Origin of the sequence: Affinundibacterium amnicola (genome assembly GCF_014284275.1) — a bacterium.
In the GTDB taxonomy this organism is placed as follows: Bacteria; Pseudomonadota; Gammaproteobacteria; order Burkholderiales; family Burkholderiaceae_D; genus Undibacterium; species Undibacterium amnicola.
In genome coordinates this window covers 329,408-352,486 of record NZ_JACOFU010000004.1, presented here as the reverse complement: position 1 = coordinate 352,486, position 23,079 = coordinate 329,408, and the positions used below count along the sequence as shown (strand labels likewise).

The following is a 23,079-nucleotide window of genomic DNA, read 5'->3' as shown; positions in this document are numbered from 1 at the left end:
ACGTTATTTGTTACGCCATCTATTACGTCACTCAATATGTCACCAACACAAATTCATCAATTTAGTTTTGCTTGCAATACCGGCGATGGCGTTACGAACAGTTTGTTTTATATTCGTAAATTGTTGCGTAGTTTAGGCTTTATTTCCAACATCTATTCAGAGACAATTCCTGAAGACTTGCGCGACGAAGTGCTGGACTTTTCGCAGTTGCCAGTTGGTGATGATGTGCTGCTATTTTCACACCACTGCTTAGGCTATGACAATTGGCAATGGTTGCTTGCATTGCCAATACAAAAGGTGATGGTGTATCACAATATTACGCCGACTGAACTTCTTCCTGCAGAAGGGGATATTCGTCGCTGGGCGGATTTGGGACGTGAGCAACTATGTGATTGGGCACCGCATTTTCTTGGAGCAATCGGCGTATCTCAATTCAACACACTGGAGCTACATGCGAATAAATATAGTAATGTGGCGACCATACCAATGTTGGTGGATTTTGAAAAGTTAACTCAAATTCAGCCTGATGTAGAAGGCTTGGCGGACTTGCGTGAATCTTACAACTTGTTATTTGTGGGACGCATTTGCGAAAACAAAAAGCAACTCGAACTAATTGATTTGATTTATCACTTAAAGCATAAATCACCAATGCCAGTGAGATTGATACTTGTTGGCGCAGTGACGAGTGGACATTACAAAGCTTTAATCGATCAGAAAATTATTGCGTTGGATCTGCAGAACCAAGTGCTGTTCACAGGGAAAGTAAGCGATGAAAAACTGATTGGTTTATATCGTAGCGCTGATGTTTTTGTTTGCCTAAGTGCGCATGAAGGATTTGGTATGCCGCTGATAGAGGCGATGCGTTATAAGTTACCGGTGGTGGCACGTGCCAGCAGCAATATCGCGGATACTTTGGGTGAGGGAGGATTTTTATTGCCAGCGCATAGTACCGCCCAAGACTGCGCGAATGCGATTTGGACATTGTCAAGAGAACCGGGATTGCGACGCCAAATGATAGAGCGCCAGTTAATGAATCTACAGCGTTTTTCACTGAGTACGGTGAAGGCACAATTGATCAATTATTTGTGTTCGATACAAATTAATTTACCACTGCCAGTCACGCCTACCGTGCATCCGAATGAGAATGAGGATTGGCAGATTGAAGGCCCTTTCGATTCCAGTTACAGCCTCGCTATCGTCAATCGCGAGTTAGCTAAGGCATTAGATCAGCAACACGTCGCCGTACGATTGCGCTCACACGAAGGGTATGGTGATTTCGTGCCGAATCCTGAATTCATGCAAGAGGATCCAGTTTGCCAGCGTTTGCATCAAGCCGCACTAGATCGGCAATTACCGCCCTATGCCGCATTACGGTTTTGTTACCCACCATTTTTGGACGACATGCCAGCAACTGCACGCGTTGTTCATTCCTATGGTTGGGAGGAAACAGGGTTTCCATCCGCGTATGTTGAAGAATTTAATCGGCGTCTGGATCTGATTACCGTATTGTCCAGCGTTGTTGAGAAAACTTTACGTGACAGCGGAGTGCGTGTACCGATCGTCGTAACGGGGGCCGGAGTTGATCACTTGCTGCGTATTCAGCCACAAGCTTTACCTGCAACCATGATAGCGACTTGTAAAGGCTTTCGCTTCTTACATATTTCTTCTTGTTTTCCGCGAAAAGGAATTGATGTATTACTCCGAGCGTATGGCGCAGCATTTCGTGCCGCAGACGACGTTAGCTTGATTATTAAAACTTTTCCGAATGCACATAATACCGTGCTTGAACAATTGCAGACCTTTCAACAAGAAGACGCAGAGTTTCCCCACGTTTTGATAATCAATGAAGATTGGGACGATCAACGAATCGTCGCCTTGTATCAATTCGCAGGAGCCTTCGTTGCACCGAGTAGAGGTGAGGGATTTGGCTTGCCGATGGCTGAAGCGATGCTATTTAATTTGCCGGTGATTACAACCGCCTGGGGTGGGCAAGCTGATTTTTGTGATGAATTAACCGCCTGGTGTTGCGACTATACATTCCAGAAAGCACAGACACATATGCAGTTGACCCATTCCTTATGGGCTGAGCCAGACATGCATGATTTAGCGCAATTATTGCGACAAGTGCGAGGTTTGGATGATGCACAAAGATTGAAGAAAACGGCGGTTGCAAGGCGAAGAATTTTGGAGAATTTTACATGGAGAAATACTGCTGAGCGGATACGTGCAGCAGTGAGCGTTTTGGCGCAACAACCGTTGTTAAGGAAGCAGCCAAAAATCGCTTGGATCAGTACCTGGAATGCACGTTGTGGCATCGCCAATTATTCGAATTATTTGACGCAATCATTTCCAGTGGATCGCTTGACGATACTAGCAAATCACATCGTTGAACGTATGGATCTTGATCAACAAAATGTCATTCGTTGTTGGACCGCGAGTGAAACAGCGCAGCTTGATTATGCCATCGAAATTATCGATGAGCAAAATTTAGAAGTGATTGTGATTCAATACAACTTCAGTTTTTTTAGCCTAGCAACTTTGGCGGCAGCGATAGAACGACTTAAAGCCACCGGTAAAATGGTCTATGTATTTTTCCATTCAACGGCTGATGTGATTTTGCCAGAGCAGACTAAGACTTTAGCGAGTATTCAGACCCAATTAGCGATGCTAGACAGAATATTTGTACATGGTATCGATGACATGAATCGTCTGAAAAGTTGGAATTTGATTGATAATGTTACCTACTTCCCGCACGGCATTGCACTATCTCCCTCGCCTGTCAACATTCCGCGAGCATTGAGTGCTGGTGCTGACAAAGTGATTATTGCTTCCTACGGTTTTTTGTTGCCACATAAAGGAATTCCAGAGCTTATCGCAGCGTTTTCTTTGCTGGATCATTCGCAAAAAAATTATCATTTGCTGCTGCTTAACGCGCTGTATCCAGTTTCAGTTTCTTCTGATTTGCAACATCGCTGTATCAAATTGATTACTGATCTTGGATTGAGAGATAAAGTGACCTTGATAACAGATTTTTTGTCAGACACAGATACTTTGACTGCCTTAGCTCTGGCAAACTTGATCGTTTTCCCCTATCAGCAAACACAAGAATCATCGAGCGCGGCAGTGCGCGTAGGTTTGGCTAGCGGTCGTCCAGTGGCAGTAACACCTTTAACGATATTTGAAGATGTTGAGGATGCCGTTACGACATTGCCCGGCACCAGCCCAGGGGATCTGGCTCGTGGCATCGAACAATTTTTAGATGCGCCGTTAGTATTTCAAGAAAAAATGACGCAAGTTGAGTCGTGGTTGCAAGAGCGACGTTGGCCAGAGTTATCGCGACGGCTATTGAATTTGATTGATGGTATCGCTAATCCATTGGTGCGATCTGATTGAGTATGAAGTAACTGTTGTAGTCGGCAAGTGGCTTTTATGATCCTGCTTCAGAAGTAATGCATTGTGATCATGGCCAGTACTACGATGTTCGGCAACTTACTTGCAAAGACACGAATAGCATGGCTATTCGGTGGAAGCTAGGATTTCAGCATGTCATGAAATTCTATTTTTTTGCCCATCCAAAGAGTCTTCAAATTGGTGCAGGGGGAAATTATTTCTTGGGAATATTCGCTTCGTCGACACCAACAGTTGCTACATGCTTGAGTTGTTCTGGTTGCTTGACGATCAGAATTGCTCCTTGCTTTTCAACAATGTTTAATTTCATTAAAGTGTGAATCGCACGTGATACTGTTTCTCTGCTCGTATTGACCATAATTGCGATTTCATGTTGCTTTGGTAGTCCTTCAATCACTTGACCATCTTTCGACTCCCGCACAAAGGTTTGTAGTTGCGCAAATACCCGTTGGAATGCATTGGGAATGCTGAGTAAGGTACGTTGATTCGAAGCCGCACGGACGATCTGTGCAAAATGTGTCATCAAACGCTTTGCAATGAGCGGATGATGAAAAATTAATTCACGCGCATGATTGCTAGGGAGAAAAGCCACTTCCGACAATTTGACTGAAATAACTGAGGCGGAACGCGGTAAGCCGTCGATCACCGATAGTTCACCAAAATATGTGCCAGGTTGAATGAAGTGAATACCGATTTCTCTGCCTTCTTCACTCAAATCGACAACCTGCAGCTTGCCGCTAAGTAAAAAAGCAAGGTTCTCAGCCGTTTCGCCCTTGCGCATTACGATGTCATGACTCAAATAAGTGCGGCTCGACATAAGACTGGCCACCTTTTGCAAGGATGCTTCGTCGAAATCTTTAAATAAGGGAATATTGGCCGCTACTTCTATTGCAATTGACATGAATGTATTTTTTAGAGGTCGAAGGGTCGTGAATGGTGAAAATGGTGATATTAGGCTAATGAAAAAAACAATTTAATAACAAAAAACGTCCATAAAAACAACACGATACATGAAATGCGGTAGAATCGGGTGTAAAGTAAAAGATGTAAATATTTTGATGACATGTCATTGACTGTCAAATTGACTAATAAGTTGTCAATTAAAGTGAATTTTAGCTGTTTTAAAGAATGTTGGGCGCTATGCAGAACTTTTTCTTCCATTTTAAAAAAAATTTAGCGGCATCACTAATCGCTGTGAGTGCGTTTGTGTTGCCGCAGTCAGCTTTTGCAAGTGATGCCGTTGGTACGGTATCTTTTGTCGTCGGTGATGCAAGCTCCCCGATTGACGCGAAAGCGAACCAAGTAATTGCTCGAGGTGATAAGCTGCAAGCTGGGCAAGTTATTTTGACTGGATCAAATGGACATGTACACATCAAGATGATTGATGGTGCGTTTGTCAGCATTCGTCCAATGTCCCGCTTCCGCATTGAAGAATATAAATATGATGCAGTGGAACCAAAAAATAGCCGTATCAAATTCGTACTCGAACAAGGAACCGCGCGTAGTATCACAGGCAAGGCTGGCGAAGCGTCGAAGCAGTCCTATCGTTTGAATACACCATTAGCGGCGATCGGCATTCGTGGGACGGATTTTGTGGTGCATACTGAACGTGACGTCACACGCGTTGTAGTGCAAAGCGGTGCCATTGTCATGACACCCTTAAACGAAAATTGTCTCTCTAGTGCTTTTGGACCATGCAACAATTCCACCGCACGTGTTTTAACTGCTGCTATGCGTGATGCCTATCTTGAATTGCGCAATAAGAAAGATGCTCCAGTATTGGTTCCTGCAGAAAAATCATTAAATTCACCTAATTTGATTTCACCGCCGAGACCAGAAGAGCCAGTTACAGAACGAGGTGAAAAATCTGCACCACCTGCGGTATCGAATATTTCTCAAGATACAAATCAGGCGGTAACGGTCACTACGATCAAAACACAGATTGATTCATTGGCTAACACAGTAAAGCCCCCTGAAAAGCCAGTCGTAGTTGAGCCAGTAGTTCCCGCAAAAATTTGGTGGGGGCGTTGGGAGCCAGTTGTTGGTGGCAGTGGTAATACTAGTAATCCTGCGTTAGCACCAGATCGTGAAGTTACTATGAGTAACGTCGTCTTTGGGATGTTGCGTGAAAAAGGAGATACCTATGTACCGAATGAGGGCGTTGCCAAGTTCAAGTTGGCAGATTCCGAATCTTATTTGATGGCGGCAGATAAAACACTGACTGCCGGACGTATTTCTGACACAAGTTTGGTGATTGATTTCGGCAACAGAAAATTTGATACCTCACTGGTTGTAAATGTGAATGGTTTTACGCCGACAGAAATTCGCGCAGCAGGCGACATTTCTTTTCAAGGAGTGTTTATGAGTGAGATCACTACGCCAGATACAATCGTTGCTGGTAGTTTGTCAAAAAACAGTGATCAGGCTGGTTATCTGTTCCAGAGAAATACTGCGAACGGTTTGATTATCGGTGCAACACGCTGGATACAATAATTAGTCTGTTGGTCTGTTTATCGAGTAGATCGATTACTTTTGAATACTAAGTTTAAGGAAAAAATCAGGAGACACCTCCTGATTTTTTTTGTTTGAAGACCTGACTATGCCACGTGAACGCATCCGAATTTTGGCGCTGGTATTCGCTTTAATTACCTCTTTATATCTCGATAGGATATTGCCTGGCTTGATTGCGCCTATTGATTACGCGCTCAGTGATTGGCGTAGCAAAGTCGCTATTAGCTGGACGGCCTTTATTGTTGAGAAGAAGGGTTTGGATAGTAAAGAGCGGCGTTTGGTTATCATTGACATTGATGAGAAAAGTGTTGCTCAAGAGGGCGCTTGGCCATGGCCTCGAGACAAAGTGGGGACGCTGTTAAAAACTTTAATTGATGACTATAAAATTTCGGGGGCAGCGCTCGACATTGTTTTTCCAGAAATTCGTCAGAATGATGAGTTATTAGCGAAGCAGATTCAGCGGCCTGAAATTACAGGAGCAGTAGTTTATGATTTATTAAATCGTGAGCTGCCTGAGGTAAAGCAAGATTTGCCATTGCCAATTACTTTGAAAATAGCCGCAGGAGCACCGCGTACTATCGGATTGCCAACCACCGGTAATCATTCTGCGATCATGCCAGAAAGAATTGGGCATATCACCCCGATTCATGATGATGATGGCGCGATTCGTCATTTGCCTCCCTTTATATGTTCCCCCACAAGTTTTTCGCGATGTATGCCATTATTGGAAGTCGCAGCCTTTGCAGGTTTGCTTGATCGGCCAACATTCAAAGTGCAAGCTGGTACAGGATGGTTTTCGCCAGCTTGGGAAATGTTAATCATGGATGGCGACAATATGGCTATCGCGACAATTCCTTTGACCAAGCAAGGCTTGATTACGGTTCCATATCGCCACGTAGTAGATAACTGGATGTCGTTTTCCGCTACTGATATTCTGCAGCGAAAAATTGATCCTATACATTTAAGAGGAAGTGTCGTGTTGGTGGGCTCTACGGCACTTGGGATGGCAGATGTGATCGCGACACCAATCAGTTCTGGGACTGCAGGATTGGCACCGCATGCTGAAGTTTTGTCTGCTTTATTTGATAATTACTTTCCTTACCAGCCTCGTGATGCGACGCTGATTGTTGCCATGATTCTTTTACCCTTAGCATTATTATTGCATTGGGCAATTAGAACAGTCATATCACCGATTGCTGTGACTGTGTTGTATCCGGGGTGGCTAGTGATTTCTCTTGCATTGGGATTTCTTGTGGCATTGGCTTGCTATATTTTTTTCAGTTTGTTGATTCCGCTCACGCCCATTTTATTTTTCCCTCCTCTTGCTATTTTGATTTGTACTTTACTCGCGCTGCACAAGTCGAGTATTGAGCAAGTTGGCGTTTTGGGACTTCTCTCCGCCTATTTGCCGAAGCAAGTCGCGCAGCGTTTAAGCTTGCCAGCAATTAGTGGCAAAAAAATTGATACCAATATCGATGCATCGCGCCGGGAAATAACGGTTTTGTTTGCCGATATTCGTGGTTTTACTGGCTTGGTCGAAACTCAAAGCCCCGAAGTTGTTGCGACATTGATGCATAAAATATTTAGTGAAATGTCACATGCCGTCGTTAATCATCATGGCACGATTGATAAATTCATTGGGGATGCGGTGATGGCGTTCTGGAATGCACCAGAAGACGATGAATTTCATGCGCAGCATGCTTTTGAGGCGGCACAAGAAATGTTGCAAAGAATTAATGGGCTCGCAGATTTTTGTTGTACATTAAAGCTTGCACCTGTTAGTGTCAGCATCGGTCTTGAAACCGGACTTGCATTGGTTGGACATTTCGGCTCGGAACATCGACGTACTTATACGGCACTTGGAGAGACGGTTGTTTTGGCGAGCAGAATCGAAGGCTTGGCTACGCAATTTAAGCAACATATCTTGATTGGCGATGCCTGTGCGCAGCATTTGAGTGCTGATAGTATTCATTACTTGGGGCAAACATCGATCCGTGGCCGCCAAAAAATGATCGAAGTTTATGCACCAGTGCAAAGCAACTTAGAGTAATTTCTCTTAAGCACTGCTTTAGTTTGCCGCAAGTCCGATGTTACGCATTATAATTCTGCCAATTAATGTAACACTCCCTTAAATACATGCGTTTTTCTCTGCAAATCTTTTTGAGTTGCCTGCTTTTTTCACTACCGCATTTAGTAAGTGCGCAAAGCAACGATCCTGCGAGAGATGTATTACTGAGCAGGTTGAAAGCACATCCTCAGGCATACACATATTATCTTGAAGAAAAAATTGCGGAGGCGGTTCAAGAATTGCAAAGTAGCCAGGAGCAATTTGAGAATGATGCCCAGTTCTTTAATTTAATGGGCGTTTTGCAACTCAAGCATAAGAACTTCGTCGGTGCAGCAACCTCATTCGAGCGCGCGGTTCTGATTGAGCCAAATAACGCAGGCGCATGGCTGGATTTAGCGATAGCCACGCTCGAATCAGGCAATTATGAAAGTGCAACCAGCTACTTTGACTTTATCGAGCTTAATTTTCATCCGCCAGAGACCGTCAAAAAACTGATCGCTGGCTATAAAAGGCGCATGCACCTGGCCAGTATGCCACCTAAGTATTGGCAAAACTTGCTGGAGTTCCAAATCGGGCGCGATACAAACGCTAATAGTGGTCTGCAGTCGGCCTTTATTCCGGTGACTCTTAACGGCAGCACGCTTGAATTGCCGCTCGACCCGGCATTCAGAGCGCGTGCAGATAATTATGCACAGCTGTCAATCGGTACTCGTTATCGCCGGACAAGTGAATCTAAGGCTTATGATTTCAGCTTTTCTGCGAAGCATCGAGGCTATAAACAAGAGCACGCTTTTACCAGCACTGATTTTTCAAGCGGTGTGGGTATGCAATCCTCCAGTTCTTTAGGCATTATCGGAATTAATGCGTACGGCGATTTTAATAGTTTGGCGGGTAAAGGATTGATGCGCAACGTGAGGGTAAATACCAGCTTGGAGCGTGCCTGGAAAACTTGTCGTTATGGTTTTGGTGCAGAAGTAGAATGGCGTCGCTATGTCAGCTTAGCTGGATTGAATGCAAATGTGAGCTGGATGCAAGTTGCCGGAGCCTGCGAACATACTGTGAATGGGAAAACATTTCAGTTCGCAGTCATCGGACGCTTAGGACTAGACCACCCCATTGCTACAAGGGCGGGAGGAACAACACGTCGAAAAGAATTGGTGGTTCAGCTTGGATCGCGCCTTTTTCCTCGTCTGCAAGCAGATGCGAGTGTGAACTTCTCAAACGCCTACGATAGTGAAGGGTATAGTGCTTTGCTTGAAAATAATGCGAATCGCAATTTATATCGCCGGAATTATCGTTTGCAATTTACTACTCCTCTGGATACCGATCTGGATCTGACCTTCAGATTAGACCGAAACACAATTCAATCTAATTTATTACTCTTTCAGCAATCGGGTAATAACTTCAATCTTGGCCTGCAGCGCCGCTTCTAATTTGTCTTATTGGCAATTTTAGGCGTATTTGTACACTTAAAGTAAATTCTTACAATGTACATACAAGCAAGTGTATACATTGGAATGATGATCTGAAGTAGAATCATGGACTACTGCGCATATTAGTTTCAAACAATAAAAAGTTTGTTAGGCAGTAAATTTGAGTTGGCCTTGTTGTTTTTACGAAAAAAGTTTGTAAACGTGATGTCCATCACGTTTATTTGCGTTGACTGTATTTACTATACGCTCGACAAGTAGCGCAACAGGGCTGACTTGCTGTTTTTTAATTATTAATTTCCTTTTAGGAGTTACACACATGGCTGTTACTACACAAATGCGCACGCAAGTGACTCAATTGTACGTTTCCCTCTTCGGCCGCGCGCCAGAGGCTAGCGGCTTGGGTTACTGGGTGTCGCAATTAAGCGCAGGTAAATCGTTTCAAACTGTTGCACAAGACATGTTCAACGTTGATGCGTCACGTGCTACATACCCAACTTACCTGACGAATGAAGAAATCGTCGCTAAGTTCTATGTTAACGTTTTAGGTCGTACAGCAGATGCAGGTGGTTTGGCATACTGGACAGGCCGCTTGAACACAGAATCTACAACTGGCACAGCAGCTTCTAAGACAATCGCTGTTGGTACAGTGATTACAGAAATGTTGACAGCAGTTGTTGCATACAACGGTACAGATGCAGCTGGTTTGCAATCACAATCTTTGTTCAACAACAAAGTAGCTGTTGGTTTGCACTATGCAGTTGATTTGGGTGGCAACGATATTCCATTCGCATCTACATTGATGCCTATGGTTTCTTCTGGCACAACAGGCGCGAATGCAGCATTGGCAGCAATCGACAGCACTTTGGCAGCTTCTTTGACAAACGGCATCGACAACCTGACAGCAAACGTATTCACTTCTGTTCCAGTGTATACACCAGGCGGCAATGACTTCATCAACAGCTTGCAAGATGAAGATAAATTGACTGGTGTTGGCGTTAATCCAACATTGAATGCAACTTTGGGTAGCGTAAATGATGCAGCTGAGTCTGTTATCGTTCCAAAGATGAGCGGTGTTCAAACTGCGAACTTCGAAATCACTGGCAATGCTGGTGGCATCAACTTCCAAGATTCAACTGGTTTGACCAACTTGAACATCAACCGCATTACACAAACTAATGCAACTGTCACAATGACAGATTTGGACAAATCAACAACAGCGTTGTCCGTATCTAACGCAACTCGTGATGGCACAGTTAACTTCTTGTACAAAGAAGATAACTTGTTGGGTACAAGCGATGAAGTGACTTTGAACTTGTCCAATGCACGTTTGAAATCTTTGAAAATCGACGAAACTGGCGACAGTGGCGAAGATCAAGGTTACGGCTTTGAAACAGTTAATGTTAACGTAAATCAAGCATCTAACATTGATGCAATGATCATCGGTGCTAACACACGTGAAGACGTTTCTACAGCAAACTCTAGCCAAACAGTTAATATTGTTGCAAAAGCAACGACAGAAATTAACCAATTGACAGCAGTTGGTGCAGAAACAATCAACTTGACAGCGAATGCTGACGTGTTGATCGCTGCTGATGAACGCAATATTTTGCAATCATCTAACGATGGTATCTCCACAACTGATTTGACTAAATTAACTATCACTGGTGCTGGCAACGTCACTATCGATGGTTTGGATGGCAACATCAATGAAAAATCAACAGTCAATGGCGAAAAAGGTACAACTTTAGTAGTTGATGCTTCCGCAATGACTGGCGCGTTGAAACTGGGTGTTGCTACAGCTGCTGATGCAAATTCATCTGGCACATGGGGCAACCACACAGATAAAGACGTGAGCATCACTTCTGGTTCTGGCAACGACATCATCGAAACATACACAGCATTAGCTGGCGACATTACAACTGGCGCTGGTAATGACCAAGTATTGATCAACAACGGTGGTGCAACTGCTGTTTGGACTGACGTTGAAGGTGTTTCCACGATCGATACTGGTACAGGTAACGATACAGTGCGCGCTAAAGACTTGTTGGCAACAGCAAACGACGTAGCCGCTGGTAACACAAGCTTCGGCCAAGTGACAGCAGCTTCTATCGTTACTGGCGAAGGCGACGACACAGTAACAGTTGCAGCTTTGGCGAGCAACAGAGACTGGAACAACGGCGTATTGACAGATAGCAATCTCGATGACACATACTTCATCAAAGGTGCTTCTATCTCTACAGGCGTTGGCGCTGACACAATCACAGTAACAACATTGGCCGAAGGCGCAATGGTTGATGCTGGTGCAGACAACGACACATTGAAGATTGATATCAATGGCGGCACAATCTTGGCTGGCGACGATACAGCGAAAAACACAGCGCCAACACCAGCATTCACAGAAGTGAATTTGGATGGTTCTGTTAACGTATTCGGTGCAATCGTTGAAATGGGCGATGGCGACGATACAGTAACAGTAGCTGATGCAGTATCTTTGACAACAGCAGCAACAACAATCGTTGGCACAGACGCAGAATTGCGTGCAGGTGCAGGCAATGACGTATTGAACGTAACAGCATTAGACGCAGTAAGCGTTGTATCTGCAACTTCATACACAAGCGCAACTAACAACGATATCAATACAAACGTCACTGGCGTTGAAACAGCAAACTTCACAGTAGCAAATCAAATTGATGCAGCTACTGCGTTGGCAACTGACAGCACAGAAAACGACAACGTTGAAACTGACGGTTCTATCACTGCAGATATCATGCGTTTCGATAGCGCATTGGCAGCGATCAACTTGGTATCTCAAGAGCAAACAATGTTGCAAGGTGCAGCAACTGAGATCTACGAAGCTGGTCAAGCAACTTCCTTCACATTGAATAACTTCCGTGATGGTATCGCTCTGACATTGAAAGCAAACGAAGCAACTGGCGTTACTGCTGGTGCGTTGAAAAACGACGAAGTTGTTGACGTTAACTTGACAGTGAACAATGCATCTGCACGTGGTCATGCAGAAACATTCACATTGAACATCGCAGAAGGTAGCGAAGCGTTTGATTTGAACTTGAACTTGAACGCAACAGCAACTGATACAGTTGGTAATGCTGCTTCTAAGACAGACGACGACGACATGCGCGTTGAGCACGCTACAATCAAATTGGCTGCAGATGACAAAGGTCACTACATCAATTTCAACGGTTTTGGCGATGCAACTCACACTGACGCTTTCTCTGAAGGCAGCCGTGTAGTTAACACATCATTGACAGTAACAGGCGGCAATGCTGGTACTAACTTGGTGTTGGATAACGTATCTGCAGACAAGATCGAAGCGACTGGCGCAGCAAACGTGAAGTTGAAAGTAACAGCAAGCAACAACTACGTAATCAATACTGGTAGCGGTAATGACGTTATCAATATGGTTGCTGATGATGTTCGTGCTAACGACTTGACAGATGACGGCGATACAGATTCAGTTGATACAACTGACGAAGCAGATGCAATCAATGCTGGTTCTGGTAATGACCGCGTAATCATCAATGGTAGCGACAGCCTGGGTATTTTCTCTGCATTGGGCGGTTTGACTGATGATGACGTATTCGGCAAAATCAAATCTGTTGAAAGCATCGAAGTTCAAGGTGGTGGCGCAAACACAATCATCATCGATGAAGCTGCTGCAACAACAGGTACAAACCTGCAAAACATCTACTTCACTGGTGCTGGTGCGCAAACTACAACCGTACAAATTGGTAACAACTTTGTTAACAACAACGGTACAGTAGCAAACACACTGACTTTGGACTCTACTACTAGCTTGGTAGGCGACAAAGGTGCTGCAGCGAAATCTGGTGCATTGACATTGACAATCGACAATCAAGATACAGATCAAGATACAGATCTGATCAACTTGAACGTGATCGTTGGTATGGAAAAAGGTACTGATGTTAATTTCTTCAACACAGGCGATTCCAAAGCAAATGTAAATATCTCAGCAGTAGTTGCAGCAAATTCTGCAAATACAGTTGGTCATAGCATTGGCGCAGCGGATGGTAACTTGTCATTAGAAGTGACAACAGGCTCTATCGACAAAGTCACATTGCTTGACTCTGCTGATGACGCTGATGTGAATGACAATGGTCAAATCAATATCACAGTACACAACAGCTGGAGCAAATCTACTCTGGAATTCGATGCGTCTGCAATCATGAATGACGACGAAGCTGGCTACGATTTAGCAGTTGAAGAAATCGAAGGTTCTGGCGATCCAGCAGTAACGCAAGTTGCTGGTATCCAAGCTGGTGATACAGGTGGTTTGGTATTCAATGGCGTAGGCGAATTGGATGCAAAATTGATCGTTCGTGGTACACAAAACGACGACAACATCACAGGTAGCAGCCAAAATGACACATTAGAAGGCAATGACGGTGACGATATCATCGTTGGTGGCTTGGGTCATGACTCTATCACTGGCGGTGCTGGTAACGACGATTTGACTGGCGGTATCGGTAAAGACACAATCAGCGGCGGTGACGGCGATGACGTGATCTACGCTGGTTTGGGCGGTGACGTATTGTCTGGTGGTGCTGGTGCAGATAAATTCATCTACAACTCTAATACAGAGTCTTATGAAAGTACTGATCAGTTCGACACAATCAGCGACTTCGAAACTGGCAAAGACAAGATCTTGGTCAATGGCGTAATCGCTGGCGATGGCGGCCAAAACTTCATTAACTTGGCAAGCTTCAGCACAGTAGACAACACTGGCGACGGTGATAACTCATTGGCTGGTGACTCTTTGGCTAGCCAATTAGTATTGGGTGACGCTTTCTACTCAACAGCAACTGGCAAATTGGTTATCGACGTAAACGGTAATGGCGACATTACAACTGGCGTTGACGTAGTTATCCAATCTACAGGTCCTATCAAAGCATCTGACATCAATTACACAATCGATGCAGGCGCAGGTAACGACTTTATCCGCGGTGGTCAAGGTTCTGATGACTTGAACGGTGGTGCTGGTAACGATACATTCGTATTGTTGGGTACATTGTCTGAAGCTGAAGCTGCTGCATACGCAGCTGCATACCAAGCTGGTGGCAACACAGCTGCTTCCGTATTAGGCGCAACTTTGGCAGGCGTAGAAAACAAAGTATTGTCTTCTAGCACATTGTTTGCAAGCCGTTCAGAAACAGAAGTGAACAATGGCGACAAGATCAACTCAGCAGGCACAGATGCTGGCGATACTATCCATGCATTCGGTACAGCTGATCTGAGCAAGATCAATGACGGTTTGGCATTGAACGTAGGCACATTGGTTGTTCACTCTTCAATCACTTTGACATACGCTCAAGTAAATGCGTTGAACGCAGTTGTGTTCGACGGCAACATGCCACACGCTGTAACATTGAAAGCTGATGCAACAACAGCACTCGATACAGTAGCTAAAGTATTGTCTAAGTTGTTCTTCGTTGCTGCTGGCACGAACACAACATTCACTATTACTGCACCAGACGGCGTATTGACAGCTGCTTGGGATCCAGTTGATGGCCGTATGGAAGTGGTAAGCAACACAAGCGCAACTGTAGCTCCAGCAGGTACACCAATCCAAGGTTTGGGCGGTGCAACTAACCTGAGCGACAAGACATACGCTTCTGCTGTTATCCAGTACAACATGGGCTTGACAGGTTACGAAATCGTTGACACAGCATCAGCAATTGCTGCTGGTACATCTGCAGTGTTGAATGCAGCAGTAAGTATCGCAACAAACAGCTTGACTGCTAACGCAGCTGATCTGAACACAATCGATGGCAACACAACAAATCTGTTGAATGCAACTTCTGTAACATTGTTGACTGGTTCTGTAACTGAAATCGCTAACGCGTTGGATGATCAGGGCACTATCGATACAGCTGCAAACGTAGCAGTTACAACAACAACTGGTGGTTTTGTTGAGGCAAGTTTGCTCAACACAATCGATGCAGGCACAACTGGTGTTGTGAACGCAATGTCTGTTGGCACTATCTACGGTACAGGCGCAGATGTATTGAACGCAATGAACGGCAACCCAGCTGAAATGATCGTTGCAAGCAATGTTGGCGCATGGATCTACGATGCACAAGTTGCAGCATCTACATTGAACGCAATCGATGCATTGACGACAGCAACTGTCAACGCTTACAACTACGTTGGTACTATCACTGGTACATCAGCAGACGTTTGGAATGCGATGGACAACCAATCAACCATCTCTACAAGTGCATTCGTTAATGTAAGTTTGTCTGGTTTGGTACAAGCTGCTGACGTAGTAAGCATCAAAGGCGTAGTAACTGGCGGTACAATCACAGCAACTGCTGCGACTGGCACAACTGGTTTCACAGGCTCTGCTTCAGACTTGGCATCGATGTTTGATGATGGTTCTGGTATCGTTTCTTCTCCGAACGCGGCTGTTACAGTTACTGGCACTACAGCACAAGCTGCTGATTTGTCTGTTGTTGAAGGTTACACAACTACTACAGTTAATGCGTTGGCAGTATCAACGATCAGCGGTACTGCAACTGAAGTTTGGGCTGCGGTTGATAACCAAGCAGATACAGACACAGCTGCAAACGTTGCAATTACTTTGTCTAACGACGGTAACGGTATCGCTGCAACAATGAACAGTATCGACGCTACTACTACTGGTTTAGTGAACGCAACTGCGTACACAACAATCACTGGTACAGTTTCTGCAGTGTTGGATGCAGTGAACGATCAAGCGCAAATGGATACAGCGGCTAACGTAGCGTTGACATTGGCTGCAGGTACAGCAACAGCTGCTGACTTGAACACACTCGATGCTGCAACTACTGGTTTGGTGAATGCTGTTGCAATCACTTCAATCACTGGTACAGCTGCTGAGTTGGAAGATGCAATCGATGATCAAGCACAATTGCAAACATTGGCTACTGTGGCAATCACAGTTGCTGCTGGTGTAGCTGCTGCTGCTGATTTGAACGCAATCGACGATGCAACAAGTGGTTTGGTTAACGCAACTGCAGTGACAACAATCACTGGTTCAGTCGCTGACGTAATCGATGCAACTGATGATCAAGCACAAATGTCCACAGGTGCAGCAGTATTGGTCACTTTGGATGCTGGTGTTGCTACTGCAGCTGATTTGAATACTATCAACGGTGTAACTAGTGGTTTGGTGAATGCAACTGCAATCACTTCTATCACTGGTTTGGCTGCTGATGTATTAGATGCTGTTGATTCACAATCAGAAATGTCTACAGCTGCTAACGTTGCTGTAACAGTATCTGCTGGTGTAGCTGCTGCTGCTGATTTGAACGCAATCGACGCTGCAACAACTGGTTTGGTGAATGCAACTGCAGTTACTACAGTAGAAGGCTCTATCGCTGATGTAACTAATGCATTGAACGACCAAGCTGCGATGTCTACAGCTGCTGCTGTATTGGTAACATTGGATGACGTTGCTTCTACTGCAACTGCATTGAACGCATTGGATGCATTGACATCTGGCGCAATCGACGCAAACACAGTGTTGACAGTAACTGGTGCTATCGCTGACGTTACAACAGCATTCCAATCAGCTGGTATCACATTTGCTGCTGGTGCTGATGCAACTGTAACAGGTACAAGCACAATCGCTCAGTTGAACACATTGAACGCAACTGGCGTTGATGTGATCACTTTCGGTACAGCGTTTGCAACTACTACACCTGACGTAATTGATTTGAACAGTGGTGATTTCGATGCTGCTGCTCATACAATCAAGTACACAGCTGGTAACCAAACAGTGACATTCAATTTCATTGATGTTGACGCAGGCAATACTTTGACTGACGGTGATACATTCACAGCAGCTGGTGCAGCTGACGTGATCGACTTCGGTGCTTTGGATATCCTGGACTTGACAGCATTCAACTTGGGTAGCTTGGCTAGTGCAAACGTTCTGTACGTTGCTGACAACCAAAAAGTTGGCGACAACGAATGGACGATGGTTCGCGGTGACTGGGATACAATGACAGGCATGTTCACTGCAGATGCAGCTGGTGCGGATACTTTGGTATTGTGGGACTCTAACGCGGGTGCTTCAGTAACTCAGTCTGCTGTTGTGATCACTGGTGTTCCTTCATTGGCACAAGGTACAACAATCTTGGTGTAATAAGATTGCTGGACTAAACGAATTACTCAGCTTAGATGGCTTAGGCTGAGTAAAACGTCAGTAATAGAAAACGAAAAAGGGCATGTCTGTTATGGACATGCCCTTTTTCTATTCTGTGACGCATCATGCAATAGCGCGAGAGTTTGAGATCTCTGTACAAACTACCGCGTGACCAAATTGAGAATCTGTGCTTTGCAAATGCGACGCTGTGTTTGAGCACAGATGCATTTCTCGACCCAAACTTCAAGCGCTAGTGACGCTTGTACAGAAGATTTCGTTTGCCGTCAGATTGAAAGCTAGGACGATGTTTATGGAAAGTGACGAACGCAAGGGCGCAATGGATTGCTCAATGCTAGGCAATGGTCGGCGTTTGAATGAGGAGAACCAGGCAAGAACACGTACAAGCGAACGCAGTTAAGACGTAGAAGTTCTAGAGGTAGATGATGCCGATAAAAAGATCACGCTGAATGTGCGTCAGGTATTAGAAAATACTGTACATGCTAAGGAAAGATTTTGGCAGATTTGCGTCCGACGTCTTCTTCACCCCAGCAGTTGAAATTTGCAAAGGGCGAAAGAAGAACGACGTGGTGACTAACAGTAATTTAAGTCCTGAATATATTCAAAGCAGTAAGCGTCAAAACGACAAACTTAAAACAGCGAATTGCAAGATGATGAATTTCAGATTTTAAAATTTTAAAATCTTCAAACTTTAAAATCTTCAAGCTTAAAAAAACGCTGCCACCTTAAAAACGATATTGCGCGCGTATGTAAGCAGAGCGCCCGCGTGGATCTGTGTAGCTTGGATCGTAGCCAGAAATAAAGAAAAATGCCTGATTCGAATACGGCGGTGGCGTATCGAGCAGATTCTGGATTCCGACGCGCAACTTCAGCGATGGACTGAACTGATAGGCAGCCGACATATCCCACAAAGAATAAGCCTTTACACGATTGGCACTGACGCGTTTTCCATCCGTGATATTAATGGCCGAATTTTGATCTTCGTAAGCCGATGTGTAGTTATTGCTTAATTGTGCCGCCCATGCACCTTGCTGCCAGTCGATCAGCAATTGATGACGCCATCTTGGTACCGCGCCCTCAGTGATGAATTTACCTAGATTACTGATGTACGCATCGCCCTGATTGACTTGCAGTTTGGATTGCAGCATATACGTGCCTTGCAAATGGGCATGCCAATTGCCGTAGCTAGTCCGAATTTGATGTAGATCCACATTGAGATCAAGTCCGCGCGATTTTTGTGTACCACGATTTTCCTTGCGTAATTCTATTGAGGTGATGCGTCCATCAACGCCGCGTTTGACCAAGCTGCCATATTTGACGAGGTTGTTCAAGATCACATCGTCGCCGATTTCGCTGATCACTTTATTGCGTTGAATTTGCCAATAATCGAGATTGACAGTCCAGTGTGGACCAAGTTCAGCAATCGCGCCCAAGGTAAATTGTTGGCTACGTTCTGCTTGCAAGTTCGCATTGCTATAACGGCGCGAAGTCCAATTGTCAGCGCAGGTTGTTAAATCATTGTTATTTTTTGCGCATATTTCAGGATCGGGTAAGGTCGCGGTCGAGCTGACAATCGTTGGGCGATATAAGTCAGACATCGAGGGTGCCCGAAAACCACTGCCCGCCGACGCCCGCAATAACAAGTCAGGTGCCGCTTGGTATAACAGACCTAGCTTAGGGCTGGTTGCTCCGCCGATATCCTGATAGTGATCATGACGTATGGCAAATTGCGCTTCCCAGTTTTTTGCAAATGGTGCATGCAGTTCGGCAAACAGGCCCTGAATGTTTCTGGCATCACGCGTGTTTTTGCCATCTTCCGGTGCCGGGTCGTTATTAATATTGTTACTGAGTAAGAGCGCAGACGGGCGAAATACTGCAGTTTCGCGACGTAGTTCTGCTCCAGCGGCCAGATTCAGATCGCCGCCATCCATCGACATCAGTGCTCGGCTCGCTTTGAAATCAAAACTGCGCATCGTGCTGCGCGCGTAACGACTTTCATCGTTTACTTGTATGCTGTCATACAGGGCTTTGCCAGCGGCACCTGACGGTCCAAAAGCGTTAATCGTGCCGCTGGAGATTCCCGCTAGTAATTTGTCGAGTAAAACATAGCCATGTTTGTCGAAGTCACGTGCGGTGTTCGCGCTATGGCTGATTGCTGTATCGTATTCCCAGCCGGCTAATTTGCCAGAAGTGCCGAGTAAAATACGCTGACCTTCGCTAATCACTTCGTTCGTGCGATTGCCGGCTTCAGACAAACGCATTCTGAGCGAGAGCTGGCCAGGCACCGGATCTTTTACTGTGTTTAGACCAGTGTTTGCTAGTTGTGGTACCAGCTTATAGTCAATGCTGGCTGTTACGCGTGTCGGTGAAGTGACATAGTGCGTACGTGCTTTGCCTAAATTCACCTCAGCATATACTTGTTGGTCTGCTGCGGTTTGAAATACGGCACGACTGAAAAAATTGAGTTTTTCAGATTGTGGGATAAGCGCCGTATCGTTCATGTAATTGTAAGTACACGCATCTGGCCCTGCAGTGCCATTTGGCAGATTGATATTGGCGGGCGCATTGCAATTGGGAGCGGAAAAATTGATCACACGATTACTGATCGCTTTGCCATTGATGGCAAATCCTTGTTTGCGCAGATGTTCTAACTGTTTTGCGGTTAGGCGAATATTGGCCGGGCTACTCAGGCCAGAAAGCAAATGCCCCAGACGTTCTGGTACTTTTAAGTCATCAATGAAATCCCGGTCGGCTGCGAACAGGCTACCATTGCGTTGTGCATCAAGTACCGCAAAAATATTGTAGCGATCTTGCGCAAGATCGCCGATGCCGCCGCTTAGGGTGAGAGTACGTTTTGCCGCACCGCCTTCAACAGTTTGACCGACATGGGCATTTATTTCTGCACCTTGAACATCTTTTCTCGTGATGAAGTTAACCACGCCAGCAATTGCATCGGCACCGTATAGAGCGGACGCACCATCGAGTAAGATCTCAACTTTTTGTATGGCGGCTGTTGGAATATTATTGAGATCAACGCCAGCATCGTCGCCTGGCGAAGCAAAATTAGATAAGCGGCGGCCATTTAGTAACACGAGTGTCGATGAACTGCCTAAACCACGTAAATTGACTGAATTAAATCCTCGCTGATCACCGCCGGTATTTAAGCTGACACCATCGGTTAGCGCGCCAATATTGCCAACCAGTTTTGCCATTAGTTCAGCCGCCGTGGTGGTGCCTGTCGCATCGATTTCTTCGCGGTTGATGATTTGTACCGGTAGCGCCGTTTGGCTTTGTAAACGTTTGATCGCAGAACCCGTTACTTCAACGCGTTGCGGCTCGACATTCGGCGCTTGGAATTGTTGGGCGTGCACCGTCTGGTAGTAGCTGGCGCATAACAGTAAGCATGCATGGGCGAGTGGATGTTTGGTAAAAGAATGAAATCGGCGCATTGTTTTTATAGACTTTTGAGAAGGGGAAACAAAGGGAAACGTGTGATTTGAAATTAATTGATCTTTTTTGCAAATAGGTTCAAGCGCGTGAGTCTAATCAAGAAGCACTTGTAGTTCAATCTCAGATAGATAATTTAATAAACTATTTCTAGCATTTTGGATCGTGTTTTCGCACCGGTGGAGTTGCCACGACAGGTGGCGAAGTTAAGAGCATTGATGGCTTGAATAAGTTCAGCACCCAATAAACATTTGTTGGCATCATGTGGTGGAAGCGTTGTTTTGCGGATCCAATACAGCGGTGTGTGAAAAACCCTGTGGTATGATTTTGCGCCCTTTAATAGGATTGGTGCTGTTAGCGCTATTCACTCTGAGTATCAGGTTACCGCAATGTATTGCAGGCATTCGGAACAAGCATAAGCAGCATAAGCAGATCTAAAAATTTTGTGTGGAACAAGCATGATTCGAACAAAGACGTGGTGGATGACAGGACTTTCTGGTGCCGGTAAAACCACATTGGCGCAAGCATTTGCGACTCAGTTGCGAGAGCTCGAGCATCCGGTTTGTGTATTGGATGGCGACGAGCTACGTCGCGGCTTATCACGTGATTTAGGTTTTAGTGCAGAAGACCGCGAAGAGCAATGCCGACGCGTTGCCGAGCTTGCCAAAACACTCAATGCCAACGGTATTTTGGTGATTGCCGCCTTAATTTCGCCAACCGCTAGTTCACGCAATCAGGCGCGCGCCATTATCGGATCTGATCAAATGTGTGAAGTCTATGTTTCGACGCCGCTGCATGTGTGTCAGCAGCGAGATGTCAAAGGCCTTTATGCTAAAGCGCGAGTGGAAAGTGGTATCCAGTTGACAGGTGTACAAAGCCCATACGAAATTCCCTGTAGTCCTGACATCGTGATTAACACGGATCAGACATCGCTAGAGCAGGCAGTTCATTTCCTGTTATCGCAAACCTTCACTTCGGTCGTTCGCGACTGAGTTTTCCGAATTGACTTACCAATGTTGGTCAGCAAGGTAGCTCCTCTTTGGACTGCTCGAACGACTGTTTTTTATTCACTTCCATTATTGATGAGCTAAAAATGAATAATACAAAGTTTCACTTTATTACAGGCTTGCCGCGTTCAGGCTCCACTTTGCTATCCGCTATTTTTCAACAGAATCCGCGCTTTCATGCGAGCATGACTAGCCCTGTCGGCACTTTGATGGCGGGAATGATTAATCAGTTGGGGGCTGGCAGTGAATTTGGTAGCGTTGTCACCACTGAGCAGCGTCAACGATTAGCACGTGGAATGTTTCATTCGTATTATTCAGATAAAGCTGATAAAGAAGTTATTTTTGATACGAACCGTATGTGGTCGGCGCATATGCCTTTGATTTTGGATCAGTTCCCTGACGCGAAGTTTATTGCTTGCGTGCGCAATGTTGCATGGGTAATGGATAGCCTGGAACGACGCTATCGTGAAAATCCTTATGAAATTACGCGCCTGTTTAGTACAGCAGAGGAGCGTAGTACAGTATATAACCGTGTCGAAACACTGGCAAAAAGTAATCGCATGGTCGGGTATCCATGGACGGCATTGAAAGAAGCATTTTATGGTGAAAATGCAAAATCTTTGTTGATCGTTGATTATGATTTGTTAGCGCAGGCACCGCAAAAAGTGATTCCCTTAGTTTATAAATTTCTCGGCGAACCTGAATTTGCCCATGATTTTGAGAACTTGGCGTATGACGCTCCAGAATTTGATGCGCCGCTTGGTATACATGGGATGCATAAAATTCGACCAACGGTCGGATTTCAAAAACGTGCGACGATACTGCCACCGGACATTTTCGAGAAATTTAGCAATCTTTCATTTTGGAAAGATATTAGCAATACGCGTTGCAGTGTCATTACTGCGCAGCAGGAAACGTAAGGTCAATGTAAGCGTATTCTGGGTGTTTGGTTTTGCGCTTACGTTGACATTGCCAGATTTCAGATTTCTTTCGATTAATATTAATCGAAAGAAATAAAAA

General features: G+C 45.1%; 9 protein-coding genes. 7 read left to right on the top strand and 2 right to left on the bottom strand.

All coding sequences use genetic code 11. The annotated features are described in order from the left end of the window. The first annotated feature begins 36 nt into the window (after positions 1–36). Positions 37–3,393 carry a glycosyltransferase family 4 protein gene (locus tag H8K33_RS11970; protein WP_186891266.1) on the top strand — a complete coding sequence of 1,119 codons (3,357 nt, stop codon included), beginning with the start codon at positions 37–39 and terminating at the stop codon, positions 3,391–3,393. A 211-nt stretch (positions 3,394–3,604) separates the two neighbouring features. On the opposite strand, the gene H8K33_RS11965 is transcribed toward H8K33_RS11970, so the two are convergent. Beyond that, positions 3,605–4,309 carry a Crp/Fnr family transcriptional regulator gene (locus tag H8K33_RS11965; RefSeq protein WP_186891265.1) on the bottom strand — a complete coding sequence of 235 codons (705 nt, stop codon included), beginning with the start codon at positions 4,307–4,309 and terminating at the stop codon, positions 3,605–3,607. 239 nt (positions 4,310–4,548) lie between these two features. Here H8K33_RS11965 and H8K33_RS11960 point away from each other — a divergent pair, with 239 nt between their 5' ends. The 4 genes from H8K33_RS11960 (at position 4,549) to H8K33_RS11945 (ending at position 17,587) form a co-directional block, all read left to right on the top strand. Further along, a complete protein-coding gene (locus tag H8K33_RS11960; protein WP_186891264.1) occupies positions 4,549–5,901 on the top strand; it encodes a FecR family protein in 1,353 nt (450 codons plus the stop codon). A 106-nt stretch (positions 5,902–6,007) separates the two neighbouring features. After that, complete coding sequence (locus H8K33_RS11955; protein WP_186891263.1) at positions 6,008–7,969, top strand: adenylate/guanylate cyclase domain-containing protein; 1,962 nt, start codon at positions 6,008–6,010, stop codon at positions 7,967–7,969. An 86-nt stretch (positions 7,970–8,055) separates the two neighbouring features. Next, on the top strand, positions 8,056–9,420 hold the full coding sequence (locus H8K33_RS11950) for a tetratricopeptide repeat protein (RefSeq protein ID WP_186891262.1): 1,365 nt from the start codon (positions 8,056–8,058) through the stop codon (positions 9,418–9,420). A gap of 316 nt (positions 9,421–9,736) precedes the next feature. Continuing rightward, positions 9,737–17,587 carry a DUF4214 domain-containing protein gene (locus H8K33_RS11945; protein WP_186891261.1) on the top strand — a complete coding sequence of 2,617 codons (7,851 nt, stop codon included), beginning with the start codon at positions 9,737–9,739 and terminating at the stop codon, positions 17,585–17,587. 743 nt (positions 17,588–18,330) lie between these two features. On the opposite strand, the gene H8K33_RS11940 is transcribed toward H8K33_RS11945, so the two are convergent. Next, positions 18,331–21,054, bottom strand: a complete 2,724-nt coding sequence (locus H8K33_RS11940; RefSeq protein ID WP_186891260.1) for a TonB-dependent receptor — start codon at positions 21,052–21,054, stop codon at positions 18,331–18,333. 456 nt (positions 21,055–21,510) lie between these two features. On the opposite strand from H8K33_RS11940, the gene cysC reads away from it, so the two are divergent. Together cysC and H8K33_RS11930 are read left to right on the top strand one after the other, a co-directional pair. Beyond that, complete coding sequence (gene cysC / locus H8K33_RS11935) at positions 21,511–22,044, top strand: adenylyl-sulfate kinase (protein WP_186891259.1); 534 nt, start codon at positions 21,511–21,513, stop codon at positions 22,042–22,044. Positions 22,045–22,145: 101 nt separating this feature from the next. After that, a complete protein-coding gene (locus tag H8K33_RS11930) occupies positions 22,146–22,979 on the top strand; it encodes a sulfotransferase family protein (RefSeq protein WP_186891258.1) in 834 nt (277 codons plus the stop codon). Positions 22,980–23,079: the final 100 nt, after the last annotated feature.